Annotated in this window: 13 protein-coding genes; 10 read left to right on the top strand and 3 right to left on the bottom strand. The window is 42.7% G+C overall.

Going from position 1 to position 13770, the window contains the following annotated elements; genetic code table 11:
* The 3 genes from C8D84_RS11420 (at position 1) to C8D84_RS11410 (ending at position 2983) form a co-directional block, all read left to right on the top strand.
* Positions 1-462 (top strand): thiol-disulfide oxidoreductase DCC family protein, encoded by a 462-nt coding sequence (locus C8D84_RS11420; protein ID WP_109592246.1) that lies wholly within the window; start codon positions 1-3, stop codon positions 460-462.
* A gap of 187 nt (positions 463-649) precedes the next feature.
* A complete protein-coding gene (locus C8D84_RS11415) occupies positions 650-1684 on the top strand; it encodes a metallophosphoesterase (RefSeq protein ID WP_227676047.1) in 1035 nt (344 codons plus the stop codon).
* Positions 1685-1840: 156 nt separating this feature from the next.
* Positions 1841-2983: a metallophosphoesterase gene (locus C8D84_RS11410; protein WP_109592242.1), complete on the top strand. Its 1143-nt coding sequence runs from the start codon at positions 1841-1843 to the stop codon at positions 2981-2983.
* Between the two features lie 124 nt (positions 2984-3107).
* On the opposite strand, the gene C8D84_RS11405 is transcribed toward C8D84_RS11410, so the two are convergent.
* Positions 3108-4511: an alpha/beta hydrolase gene (locus tag C8D84_RS11405; RefSeq protein ID WP_109592240.1), complete on the bottom strand. Its 1404-nt coding sequence runs from the start codon at positions 4509-4511 to the stop codon at positions 3108-3110.
* A gap of 454 nt (positions 4512-4965) precedes the next feature.
* Between C8D84_RS11405 and grpE the strand changes: the two genes are divergently transcribed.
* Positions 4966-5565: a nucleotide exchange factor GrpE gene (gene grpE, locus C8D84_RS11400; RefSeq protein WP_055125643.1), complete on the top strand. Its 600-nt coding sequence runs from the start codon at positions 4966-4968 to the stop codon at positions 5563-5565.
* A gap of 192 nt (positions 5566-5757) precedes the next feature.
* The gene (gene dnaK, locus C8D84_RS11395) at positions 5758-7701 is read left to right on the top strand and encodes a molecular chaperone DnaK (protein WP_045447587.1); all 1944 of its coding nucleotides are present in this window, start codon (positions 5758-5760) and stop codon (positions 7699-7701) included.
* Between the two features lie 108 nt (positions 7702-7809).
* On the opposite strand, the gene C8D84_RS11390 is transcribed toward dnaK, so the two are convergent.
* On the bottom strand, positions 7810-8619 hold the full coding sequence (locus C8D84_RS11390; RefSeq protein WP_109592238.1) for a methyltransferase domain-containing protein: 810 nt from the start codon (positions 8617-8619) through the stop codon (positions 7810-7812).
* A 74-nt stretch (positions 8620-8693) separates the two neighbouring features.
* Positions 8694-9926, bottom strand: a complete 1233-nt coding sequence (locus C8D84_RS11385; RefSeq protein WP_109592236.1) for an 8-amino-7-oxononanoate synthase — start codon at positions 9924-9926, stop codon at positions 8694-8696.
* Between the two features lie 307 nt (positions 9927-10233).
* Here C8D84_RS11385 and C8D84_RS11380 point away from each other — a divergent pair, with 307 nt between their 5' ends.
* From C8D84_RS11380 to C8D84_RS11360, 5 genes are all read left to right on the top strand, one after another.
* Entirely contained in the window at positions 10234-10779 is a 546-nt protein-coding gene (locus tag C8D84_RS11380; protein ID WP_060492091.1) for a porin family protein, read from the top strand.
* A gap of 111 nt (positions 10780-10890) precedes the next feature.
* Positions 10891-11433, top strand: coding sequence for a porin family protein (locus C8D84_RS11375; RefSeq protein WP_045447596.1), 543 nt, complete (start codon positions 10891-10893; stop codon positions 11431-11433).
* A 209-nt stretch (positions 11434-11642) separates the two neighbouring features.
* Positions 11643-12191: a porin family protein gene (locus C8D84_RS11370; RefSeq protein WP_087816351.1), complete on the top strand. Its 549-nt coding sequence runs from the start codon at positions 11643-11645 to the stop codon at positions 12189-12191.
* Between the two features lie 184 nt (positions 12192-12375).
* A complete protein-coding gene (locus tag C8D84_RS11365; protein WP_087816353.1) occupies positions 12376-12873 on the top strand; it encodes an NfeD family protein in 498 nt (165 codons plus the stop codon).
* Positions 12874-12888: 15 nt separating this feature from the next.
* A complete protein-coding gene (locus C8D84_RS11360) occupies positions 12889-13749 on the top strand; it encodes an SPFH domain-containing protein (protein WP_045447605.1) in 861 nt (286 codons plus the stop codon).
* The last annotated feature ends 21 nt before the right edge of the window (positions 13750-13770 follow it).

Genomic DNA, 13770 nt, shown 5'->3' with positions numbered 1-13770 from the left:
ATGATTATCCAAAATCATATCAACAGTTATAGAGAGCAAGCGAATTTGTCCATTGCCATGTACTACGATGATGCGTGCGTGATATGCAGCACCGAGGCGCATAATATGAAAAAACGTCAACCGGAAAAGATACACTTAGTTCCTGTAGACGAGGGGGTTGATGAGTTGGCCGCCGCAGGATTTAGCCGTAAGGATGCGATGACTTATATGTGTATGCAAGACAGCTACGGCAATTGGTATACGCACATGGATGCCGTACGACTGCTCTACAGAACGGGCGGCGTGAAATGGTCAACGTTGTTATTTTTGCCAGTGGTCAAACAACTTGGCGACTTTGCTTATCCGTATGTCGCGCGCAATCGCTATAGAATTCCAAATTGGGTGACCAAGTTGCTCTATGGCAAAGCGCTGATGCAAGCTTGTGACAATGGCGTTTGCAAAATAGCACCAGATAAACGTTAAAGTACGTTTAGTGGCAACCATTTAGTTTTGTGGCAACAGCACCTTGGGCGTAAAGTATATGAAGTTTTCGTGGAAAAAAGGAGGCTATATCCAGAGCATCAAATTTTTCACGTAAGATAGCGTTATCTCTATCTGATTAGACCTTACTATGTGGTTCTTCATCGTTTTTACTCAGTTGCTAGCTGTTATGACCACCGTTCTTATTTACTGGTTAATAAAGCCAAAAACGACTGCCGCCAAAGCTGTGCTGATAGCTGCTGTCTTTATTATTAATAATAGTGCTCTCATTTATGGCTTGACTGAGTTTTGGGGTGAGCGCTTTCACGTTTATCTGGTCGTTAGTATTTTGCAAGGTTTTATGTTTTATGCTGGTTTGATAACTTCTGTAGTTGCGCTCATTGTCTATCGGCTCTTTAAACAAAAATCTCGTCCAATACTCTTGCGTACCTTTGCCATTACAGTTTATGTCGCCATTGTTAGCTTAGCGGTATTTAATGCTTATTCGCCCGTCGTACATCGTCTAACTGTTACGATTGACAAACCGCTGGCTAAACCAATGGATATCGCGCTTGTCTCTGATACGCATCTGGGCAGATGGTTTGGCAATCGGCAGATAAAGAAAATGGTGCGCCTTATCGATGCGCAACATCCCGATGTCGTGGTTATCGCTGGTGACATTATGAATGATAATACGATTGCTTACGATAATACCAATATGCATGAGCAGTTATCAAAGCTAAAGGCACCGCTTGGCGTCTACGCGACTTTAGGCAATCACGATTATTTCGGTTATGACCAACAGATCACACAGGCGGTGGAAGAGGCTCGCATCAAAGCGCTTGATAATGAGAGTTTGCTATTAAATGACTCGGTGTGGCTGGTGGGGCGCTCAGATGATATTGATCGTACCAGACTGTCAGCCGAGGAGTTATTGACGCAAGTAAAGACAGACAAACCGGTGATATTTTTGGAGCATCGTCCTAGCGCGATGGATGAGGTCAGCGCCCTGCCAGTCGATTTGCATCTGTCTGGGCATACCCATGGTGGGCAGATATTTCCGTTAACGATATTGATGGATTGGTTGACACCACTAAACTATGGCAGCAAAAAAATAGACGATACGCAGTTTTTGGTGACCTCTGGTTATGGCATTGGTCCCGTACCATTTAGACTGGGTACGCGTTCTGAGATTTGGATAATTACGTTACAGTCTGGTATATGAGCCATTTAAATAAACAGTGTTACCCTAATGATAAAGCCTCTACCATATCTAAATGTTAGAGGCTTTTATTTGCTGTTAGGCTGGCTAATAGCTACTTTGCTCGTCTTGTCAGCTGAAAATACACTGCATGGCTGCCATCATACTCAAGGATTTTTCATGCGCTACGCATTTTTTATCACCATTTTTGTGCTATTGCAGCTGTTTAGTGTCGGTGCAGCTCTAAGCGTGCAATGGTGGTTACAGCCTTGGCAGACAGCAGGTTTGCAAACTTCGGTATGGGTTATTGTATTCGTTATTACCAACGGTTTGCTGCTACTCAGTGTCAATAGAGCATTTAAAAACAGCTATCGCTGGATCAGTGGTTGGATGTTAGTCATGCACTTTATGCTATTGACGGCTTTAGTTACCAGCCTATTTTATGGTGGATATTGGTTGGTCACATCGCTAACTGGTGATGCGCTCGCTACACCGGCTACCGTCGATTTTGGGCTGCGCATATTGGCATTGGCAGTGTTTATCGGGTTATTTGTTTACGCCTTATATAGTGCTTATGCGCCTGTGGTACGTGAGTTATCTGTTGATATTGATAAACCTTTGGCTAAGCCATTACGTATTGCGGTCGCTAGCGACTTACATATCGGGAGACTGTTTGGTAGCGGTGCAATAGATAGGCTGCATCATCTTATTGTGCAGCATAAAGCAGACATACTGCTGATGCCGGGCGATATCATGGATGACAATATACAGGCATTTACCAAATATAATATGGCGAAAAACTTGGCGGAGTTATGCAAAAGCCTGCCGTATGGTGTTTATGCAACGCTGGGCAATCATGATTTATACGGGCACGAGCAGCCGATTGTCCAAGCGTTGCGTGCTGCTGGCGTGCAGTTGTTAAATGATGAAGTAATCGGTATCGAGCATGAAGGTCAACCAATCTGGCTGGTTGGGCGTTTTGATAACCATAAAAGACAACGAGTAGCCACAACCGATCTACTGGCTCAAGTTGATACTACACAGCCAGTGATACTGCTAGATCATAGACCAAGTGATATTGCTGAGCACAGCCAAATGCCGATTGATTTACAGCTCTCAGGGCATACCTATAACGGTCAAATATTCCCCGCCAACTTCATTGTCAGTGCCATCAACCGCTTGGGTTATGGCTATGAAGCCATGGGCAAAGGACACTTTGTGGTGTCATCTGGTTACGGCTTTTGGGGCATTCCATTTCGCTTGGGTTCGCGCTCAGAGATTTGGCTGATCACTTTGAATGGTCAGGTTGAAGATAACGTTTAAGAAAGTAATATTTAAGAAAACAATGCTTAAAAAAACAATGCTTAAAAAAATAACGTTTAAATAGTGGCAGTACCATTATATTTTCTAAGTAAACTGGCACTCTCTTATACAACTATATTGATAACTATGCCGCTAATTGTGACTGGGTATTGATAACGTCACGCACAAAACTCGCAAACCCTTTAATAATATCGTCTGTTGCTTGTCCGATACCTTGATGAATACTCATAAAATGAATAAAACCATGCGGCGCACCAAGAATGGTATGAGTCTCGACTGCTATACCATGCACCTTTAATTGCTTTGCATAAGCAAATGCTTCATCACGTAATACGTCTAATTCTGCGGCGACAATATAAGTCGGGCATACTTTACTATTATCACCAAGCATCGGACAGTTAAGGATATGCTGGCGTGGCAAGGGGCTGTTATCCAAACAAGCAGCATCAAATACAGCCACATCGGCATGATCCAATAATAATCCCTCGCCATATAACTCCCAACTTGGATAATCCGTTTCGATATCCGTCACAGGATATAAAGGCATTTGTGCAAGTGGCTTTGGTAAGCGCTCTAATAAATCAAACATTTTTTGACCTGCAATGCCCAGATCTGACCATGCGATTTGCGAGGGGGCAGTGAGTTGTTGGGCAATCAAAGTGGACAATCCGCCGCCAGCACTATCGCCTGCTAGTACGATTCGCGAGGGTAAAGCGCCTAAGGTATGGCAATGCTCCGCCAGCCAAGCGTAGGCAGTGATACAGTCTTTTAATGCGGCTGGTGCTGGATGCTCAGGTGCTAAGCGATAATCAACACTGACTATCGGCCAGCCCGTTTGCTCACAAACCGCGTGGCAAAACTCATGATGGGTATTGACATCACCAATACAAAATCCACCCCCATGAAAATATAACAGCACTGTTTCATCAGAATTATGAGTATCCGCTTTTTTTAACCCTAAGCCATGAGAGCTGGCGTCTGATTGATAACAGCGAATGGTCATATCGCCATCATCAGCGTTGGCAATCACTTTGTCTTCCCAATACACAAGCTTCTGATTTTTTTTCGTAAATCGCTTCATGTTGCCGATGATATTGTCACTTACTTGCTGCCATACCTGCGGCGCTTGCATCGCCACGGCGTCAGCAGCGAACCTTGCGCGCAGCTCATGCATAGGTGTCAGCTCAAGAGGCGTTTTCAGCTTACTATTCACAGCGAGAATCAAACGTAGGTGAGCATCGGCGTGCAGGTATTGTTTTGAGGTAGGTCCTTTCAAATAACCAACCAAGCTCTCTAATAGTGGCGTTGGCAGATAGCCGACTCCTTTCATGGCATAGTGCAAGGTATGCGGCTGGCAAGTCGTCAACGGGTTATAGCTAAGCACTTTTTGTTTGACGGTCAAACGATTCTCTTGAGTGCCATTTTCTTTTCTTATACCCTTATCTATACGATCTGTTGATGCGAGTTTTATCGTCATCAGCGCTTTATTTAATAACGCGTTGATTGATAACACGGTTGATTTAGACATAACACTTCTCGTTGATGATTGTCAGTATGCGTTGTCATATATGAGCGTTCACTTTGACATGAGCCATACTATTTGTAGCAATAATAGAGTAATCAAAAATAAAGTTGAGTATTGTTTGGTAATGGCTTATGTACCAATGGTAAGTTTTTTGGAATAAGTACTGCTTTCTTGTAGCTTGTGTTAACGAACATGGATAGCCATTTACCACCTATGAAATTCTGTTTTGAGCACTTTAATCTAGATTTAGGCAATATTTGTTGTAAATTAGAAAAATTCCCTTGGCTTAGGCTTGAAATTTACCTCCATCACCTTTATCAAACAGCTAGTAGAAGGTACTTATAACAACAATGTGTAAGACGGGTTAATTATTTAATGAGAGCATAGTATCCCTAGCAAATAGTGAACTTGTTGCCTCTTATATAAATTGTCATTATTAAAATTCTAAGGAGCTATCATGAGCGAGCAAAATACCAACCACGAATCGCCTGAGCAAAATGTGGCGCATGACAATATTGAACACAGTGACAGTATTTTAGAAGAAACTATGAAAGAGTTTGATCCAAAGCATAACTCAGGTGAAGAGATGACCATCGACAATGAAATCGATCTAGACACCTTTAAAGCGCGCATCGCTGAGCTAGAAGGTGAAGTGAAGCAAGCTAAAGAAGTCACCGCCCGTGCCAATGCCGAAGCTTACAATGCACAGAAACGCATGGAGCAAGAGGCTGATAAGAGTAAGCGTTTTGCCTTGCAGAAATTTGCCAAAGAGCTATTAGAAGTGGTCGATAATTTAGAACGCGCCATTGAAAGCGCCCATGCCGATGACCCTGTTACAGAAGGGGTGAGACTGACGCACAAAGCGTTATTGGACGTATTAAATAAGAACGGCGTCGAAATGGTTGACCCACAAGGCGAGAAATTTAATGCTGATTTGCATGAAGCGGTGGGTATTGATGAAGAAGCCGAGGCTGATACTGTCGGTACTGTATTACAAAAAGGTTATAGCTTGAACGGTCGTTTATTACGCCCAGCCATGGTACGTGTTGGGCAGTAGTACTAAAAATTGGATTTTTAATGTGCTAAACCCTACTATTATTAAGGGTTTTCACAAAAAGTCACACGAAAGACAAATTTTGCATGATGATTGACTTGAAAAAATCCATAAGTAAACCGATATATATAGCAACAAGAGATCAACCACGGTCTGAATAGATAAATACTTAAAACAAATTAGGAGCAAATAATTATGGGTAAAGTAATTGGTATTGATTTAGGTACGACTAACTCGTGTGTCGCAGTGATGGAAGGTGACAAAGTCAAAGTCATCGAAAATGCTGAAGGTACTCGTACAACGCCATCTATCGTTGCTTATAAAAACGATGAAATTTTGGTGGGTCAGTCAGCCAAACGTCAAGCGGTCACCAATCCAAACAACACGTTGTTTGCGATTAAGCGTTTGATTGGTCGTCGTTTTGATGACAAAGTCGTGCAAAAAGACATCGGCATGGTACCTTACAAAATCGCCAAAGCAGATAACGGTGATGCATGGGTAGAAATTAACGGTAAAAAATTAGCACCACCACAGGTTTCTGCTGAAATCTTGAAAAAAATGAAAAAAACAGCAGAAGACTATCTTGGTGAAACTGTTACTGAAGCGGTTGTAACCGTACCAGCTTATTTTAATGACTCACAGCGTCAAGCAACAAAAGACGCGGGTAAAATTGCGGGTCTTGATGTAAAACGTATCATCAACGAACCAACAGCTGCGGCTCTTGCGTACGGTATGGACAAGAAGCAAGGCGATAGCACGGTTGCTGTTTATGACTTGGGTGGTGGTACTTTTGACGTATCAATCATCGAAATCGCTGACGTTGATGGCGAGCAGCAGTTTGAAGTTTTAGCAACCAATGGTGATACATTCCTTGGTGGTGAAGACTTTGACTCAGCATTGATTGATTATTTGGTTGATGAGTTCAAAAAAGACCAAGATGTCAATTTGAAAGGTGACTCATTGGCGATGCAGCGTCTAAAAGAAGCGGCAGAAAAAGCGAAAATTGAGTTATCAAGTGCGCAAAGTACTGAAGTGAACTTGCCTTATATTACTGCAGACAGCAATGGTCCTAAGCATTTGGTGGTCACTATCAGTCGCTCAAAACTTGAGAGCTTAACTGAAGAGTTGGTACAACGTACCATGGGTCCTTGTAAGATTGCCCTTGAAGATGCTGGCATAAAAATTGGTGACATCGATGATGTTATCTTAGTTGGTGGTCAGACTCGTATGCCACTGGTACAGCAAAAAGTACAAGAGTTCTTCGGTCAGGAGCCACGTAAAGATGTGAACCCTGATGAAGCAGTAGCGGCAGGGGCAGCGATTCAAGGCGCGGTATTGTCTGGTGAAAAAACAGACGTATTGTTACTTGATGTGACGCCACTAACGCTTGGTATCGAAACGATGGGTGGTGTCATGACACCAGTTATTGAGAAAAACACCATGATTCCTACTAAGAAATCACAGGTATTCTCAACGGCTGAAGACAACCAACCAGCTGTGACCATTCAGGTTTATCAAGGCGAGCGTAAAATCGCTAACCAAAATAAACAGCTTGGTCGTTTTGATTTGACGGATATTCCACCAGCACCACGTGGTCTACCGCAAATTGAAGTTACTTTTGACATCAATGCTGACGGTATCATGAATATCTCAGCAACTGACAAAGGTACGGGTAAAGCGCAAAGCATCCAGATCAAAGCAGATTCTGGCTTGACGGATGAAGAAATCGAGCAAATGGTTCGTGATGCAGAAGCCAATGCTGCAGAAGACGAAAAATTCGCTAACTTAGCGCAAGTTCGTAACGAAGCAGATGGTCGTATTCATGCGGTACAAAAAGCGTTGAAAGACGCTGAAGATAAGGTAACTGCTGAAGAGAAATCAACAGTAGAAGCTGCTATCTCTGAGCTTGAAGCGGTAATGAAAGAAGATGATCATGATGACATCAAAGCCAAGCTTGAAGCATTAGACAATGCCTTCTTGCCAGTTAGTCAGAAGATTTATGCTGATGCAGGCGCAGGTAGCGAGGGCATGGATCCAAGCCAGTTCCAACAAGGCGCGGACAATGCAGCAGATAGCAACCAAGCTGATGATGACGTCGTTGATGCTGAGTTTACTGAAGTAGACGAAGACAAAAAATAACTGTGATTTAGTAACTAAACGCAATTAAAACAAAAAACGCATCCTTCGGGGTGCGTTTTTTTATGACTGTTATTTATAAGAAATATCCTACCACTCTATATCTTATCTTCACAATTTAAAGGCACGCACTATCAGTACTTCATAAGTCAAATGAACGATAGGCTGACCGGCGTCATCTTGCGCCGAAAAATGTTGCCAATAATCAGACTCAAACTGTTGCAAGCGTGCCTTGGTCCACATAAAGGGCTGGGTGCTGTTGGCTTTTACTTGCGTCTGATTGGTCGATACGCCCGTCAACTTCATATGTTTTAGGGTGGCGTAAGGACTGGCAAACGGTAACTCGAAACGCTGAGTGGACAGTTCAATTTTCTCAAAACCAGCACTAATCAGTGCCAATCGCCACTCAATGATATCGGGATAGTGAAGACCCTGATCCGTTAGAGTCTTTATTTGCAAAAAGTTATTTGGCGTAAAAGTGTTAAACAGCAGTTGACCTCCAGCTCGCAAGCGGCGTGCTGATTGCGCAACAAAGTTTAAGGGATCATCAAACCATTGCACAGCATTGGCACTGATTATCAAGCTATGCTCATCCTCAAAGTCCATCGTTTCAGCATCGCCAATTGCTATGTCAGCATTGGGCAATATGGATTGTAAAGTAGCCGCTTGTTCAGCGCATAATTCATTGATCAGCCAATATTGACTTTGAATGTGTGCTGCGAGTAGACGGGTCATTTGACCAGTTCCTGCACCGATTTCAAGCACACTGTCGTGTTCAGTGTGGGTGAGTTTGTCTATTAAATATTGACAGACTTGCTGCTGAATATTGGCATGCTGGTCATAGTCGCTGGCATTGGCAAAATGACGAGCGATGGTTTGTTTTCTGGTGCTAAAGTTATCAGGCGTGGCGAGTGTTTTCATACGGTTTATTATATCCAAGTGAGCCAATTATCAATCGATAGCAGGACTGACGTCGCTGATGTATAACAACATGTTTATAATTGTTGTATCAGTTGTTCGCAGTCTTCATCTGTCAGCTTGGCGTTCATGACCAAACGGATACGAGCGGTGTTTGCAGGCACAGTGGGTGGCCTGATAGGCAGGGCATAAAAACCTGCTGCTTGCAATTGTTGTGCTTTGGCAAGCGTGCTGGCATTGTCGCCCAAGATGTAAGGCACAATCGGTGAGTCATAGTTTGGATGCCGGGTGTTCTGGGACACACGGTATCTTGGGTCGATGGCTTGACTAAGCTTGGTAGACAACCGCGCTAAATGCGCCCGTTGATTATTTAGCATTGGCATTTTTGCTAAAATAAATCGCGTCCATGCGTGATTGATAGGGGGTAGTGCAGTACTAAAAATTAGCGGACGCATGCGGTTAATTAGCCATTGCTTGACGACATCATCGCACATGATATAAGCACCCACCGAGGCAAACGCTTTACCGAAAGTACCGACCAAATAGTTAATATCAGCCAATGTCTGCGTTTCTTCCGCTAGTCCCAATCCTGTATGACCTAACACACCGATGGCATGAGCCTCATCGACATACAGTTCGATACGAGCATCGCTAGCTTTTAAGTGTACCAGTTGACATAAATCCGCACGATCACCATCCATACTAAAGATGCTCTCAGTGACAATAATGATGCGCTCAATGTCTGGCGCTGCTTGCTCAATAAACGTCGCCAAATGTTCATAATCATTGTGACGATAACGACGATAGCTGACAAGTTTGCTTTGGCTCAACCGCAACCCATCGATAATGCTGGCATGTACCAGTTTGTCAGCCAGAATAAGTGTTTTGACTGGCAACGCTGTGAGGGCGGGCAATATACCAAGATTGGCATGATAGCCGCTATTCAATACCAACACCGATTTTGAGACAGAGATATCACGTTTGCCGATAGCGGTTTGATACCATTCCTGCAACTCAGACTCTAGCGCTTGTAGCTGTGCATCATTTCCAGTGAGCAAGCGTGAGGACGTCGCACTCATTTTAGGCATTTGTGCGACTGATAGCGGTGTTAGTTGACTGAGAAATTCGTTTTGTAATTCGGTATCGCCGCCTAAGCCCAAATAATCGTTACTGGCGATATTGAGTAAGGTTTTACCCTCGCTAATAACGTATTGCCCATGATGTTGGAGATTGGGTAATTGACGATATTGTTGGGTGGCTTTGAGTACTGTAAGCGCTTCTTGTAGGCGGCTAGTTATACGTCCAGTCATTATTTTTACCTTAAAATATTCGGTTTCTCTTATTGTTTTATGCTTATTTCTGCTAGGAAGGCGATGAAATGAGTAGGGATTATTGCATAAACTCAGTGGTTGTAACAAAAGATTTCATATCTTTGCCTTTGTAACCCAAGCACTGATAAATACTTGCAAATCTTAACTCTCATACCATCAAACACTGACAGACGACTTGAAATAGTTTGTTACTATATACCCATCGTTAGCAAACAAGGCGATAGGGCTATAAAAGCCAATATAAATAGATAACTTGTTTGTCCAAATTGATTTTAAGGAGCTAATAATGAAAACGCTACAAAAAACGCTACTTGCACTAGCAGCTGGTTCTTTGTTAACTGTTGGCGCACAGGCCGCTACTTCTTATAGCAACGGTTACACTGGTCAGCCGTATGTCGGCGTAAAAGTCGGTCAGTTTGATCTAGATATCGACAATGCAGATGATCCAACTGCTTATGGTGTCTACGGTGGTTATAACTTCGATCAAAACTTTGGTGTCGAAGCAGAGTATGTAGGTTCAGATGATGCTGATTACAAAAATGGTGATCTTGATGCCAAAACTTATGGCGCATATGGTACGGCACGCTACCAGTTCCCAAATACTGGCTTATACGCTAAAGGTAAGCTAGGGGTTGCTAAAACTGAAGTAGAAGGTGATTACACCGTTGGTCCAGTTAAAGTTTCGAAATCTAGCAGCGACACAGGTCTTGCTGGTGGTGTAGGTCTTGGTTACTCAGTGAACCCTAACTTTGGTGTCGAAGCTGAATACTCAATGATGGACAGTGATGTCGATGCCAAACTACTTACTGTTGGCGCTCAGTTGAAGTTCTAAAGCCAAAACGATTTATCAGCTAAATGAGTGAGAGAAGATGGCAATAATAATTTTTTCTCATCCAGATACTTTACAGACAAATAATTAAAAATATAACCCTAGGGGAATACTATGAAAACTTTACAAAAAACGTTACTTGCATTAGCAGCTGGTTCTTTATTAAGCATGGGTGCACAAGCTGCCGTATCTTATGGCAACGGTTACACTGGTCAGCCATACGTTGGTGTAAAAGTCGGTCAGTTTGACCTAGATGTAAACGGTGCTGACAAGCCAACTGCTTATGGTGTCTATGGTGGTTACAACTTTGATCCTAACTTTGGTATCGAAGCAGAATATGTAGGTTCAGGCGATGCCGATTATTATAACGGTGATATCGATGCCAAGAGCTATGGCGCGTATGGTACTTATCGTTATCAGTTCCCAAATACTGCGCTATATGCCAAAGGTAAGCTAGGTGTTGCTAAGACTGAAATCGAAGGTAACTATATCGTTGAAGACTCTAATAGAAAAACCATTTCTAACGATGATACCAGTCTTGCAGGTGGTGTAGGCCTTGGTTATTCGGTTAACCCAAACTTCAGTGTTGAAGCTGAATATGACATGTTAGGTAGCGACGCAGATCTTATGACTGTTGGTGCTCAGCTAAAATTCTAAGTTTCTGATTAGCAGTATGATAACTAAAAAACGCACCCTTCGAGGTGCGTTTTTTTGTACGATAAAAAGCACTGTAAGCGTCATTAAAAAAGAGTGCATTCGAAATAAGGTTCTGTTAATATCTCGAATTCGACAATAGTTCAGCTAACTTATATGCTCTGTTATTTTCATTCAGATGGTATTTTTAGTTTTATTTAACAGGAAGATATATGAATACTTTACAAAAAGCTTTGATCGCCCTATCAGTTGGCTCTTTATTGAGTGTCAGCGCGCAAGCGGCAGTTAACTATGCAGGTCAGCCGTATGTTGGTGTAAAAGCTGGTAAGTTCATGGTAGATGCTGATGATCTAGATGATCCTACTGCTTATGGTATTTATGCTGGTTATAACTTTGATCCTAACTTTGGTGCTGAAGTTGAATATGTAGGCTCTAGTGACACTGATATTGATACAGGTACCAGACTTCTTAAGGGTGAATATGACCTTAAAACTTATGGTGCTTACGGTACTTACCGTTATCAATTCCCTAATACTGGTTTATATGCCAAAGGTAAGTTAGGGTTTGCTAAAGCTGAGATTGATGCGTCTTTAAGTGACGTACTTGGAAACACTATTAGTGAAAGCGATAGCGATAGTGGTGTTGCTGGTGGTATTGGTTTGGGTTATAACTTTAACCCTAGCATGAGCGTTGAAGCTGAATATGATTATGTCGCTGAAGATATTACTCTATTAACTTTAGGTGCTCACATTAAGTTTTAATAAGTTGATTAAAGAAAAAAGAAACGATCGCTTTGGCGGTCGTTTTTTTATGCTCTAAGTTTTAATATGTGTTTCTTACATTTTTCGAAGTATACACATCATATATTGATGATTTTTAAGAAATTACTAACACCAAAAATGTGCTACATTAAAAGTTAGAATGATAAAGATAGGGAATGTAGTGATGATGGAGATGCTGTGGATGATTGAACCTTGGCACTGGTTAGTCTTAGGTTTCATATTGCTGATCATTGAGATGTTTGTGCCGACATTCGCCAGCCTTTGGTTTGGTGCCGCTGCCATCATCGTTGCCGCGCTTTCGTGGCTATTGCCTATTTCTGTCTCTGTGCAAATTATTATTTGGTTGGTGCTTTCTGCCATATTCTTGCTGGCATGGTTCAAGTTTATTAAACCCTTATCAGTAGATCGCACCAAAGCAGGCTTGGGTGGTAGTGTTATCGTTGGTGAAACTGGCATGATTATCGTCCAGCCACAGCCAGATAGAGCGGGCACCGTCAGATTCAGTGTTCCTATTGTTGGGGCAGCGGAGTGGATGTGCCGCACTACGGGTGAGCCGGTGGCGGTCGGCGATCGAGTGGTGGTGACCGATATTGTCGGTAATGAGCTGATTGTGAGCAGTATGAAATCGCAGGCAGCGATTAATAAAGACATGCAATTATAATAATAAGGATGAATTATGGAAAGCTTTAGCATTGTCATGGTGGTTTTGGTTGCACTGGTTGTCTTTACGGTTTTCAAAGGCGTTCGAATCGTGCCACAAGGCTATAAGTGGGTGGTGCAGCGATTGGGCAAATATAGCCAAACACTAGAGCCAGGTCTCAACCTTATTATTCCTTTCGTTGATGATGTCGCTTATAAAGTGACGACCAAAGACATTGTTCTTGATATTCCCTCACAAGAGGTCATTACGCGAGACAACGTTGTTATCATTGCCAACGCCGTGGCGTATATCAATATCGTGCGCCCAGATAAGGCCGTTTATGGCATTGAAGATTATGAATATGGTATTCGTAATTTGGTGCAGACGTCACTACGTTCAATTATCGGTGAGATGGATCTTGATAGTGCATTATCTAGCCGTGATGAAATCAAAATGAAGCTAAAGCATGCGATATCAGAAGATATTGCGGACTGGGGTATCACCCTAAAGACAGTAGAAATTCAAGATATTAATCCATCGCAAACGATGCAAGCATCAATGGAAGAGCAGGCAGCGGCAGAGCGTCTGCGCCGTGCGACAGTAACTCGTGCTGATGGTCAAAAGCAAGCGGCTATCTTAGAGGCAGATGGACGTTTAGAGGCGTCACGTCGTGATGCCGAAGCACAAGTGGTATTGGCGAGAGGTTCTGAAGAGTCTATTCGCCTGATTACTAATGCAATGGGCGAGGAAGAGATGCCTATTGTCTACTTACTTGGTGAGCAATATATTAAGGCGATTCGTGAGCTGGCAGAGTCTGACAATGCAAAAATGGTGGTATTACCTGCTGATATCTTAAGTACCATCAAGGGTATGGTGGGTGATAAGCTTAAGGTTTAATCGGTCATGTATAGCCATGTG

Origin of the sequence: Psychrobacter immobilis (assembly GCF_003148585.1) — a bacterium.
GTDB lineage: Bacteria > Pseudomonadota > Gammaproteobacteria > Pseudomonadales > Moraxellaceae > Psychrobacter > Psychrobacter immobilis.
Note: the sequence above shows the minus strand (reverse complement) of the source record. Positions and strands in the feature narration are given on the sequence as shown.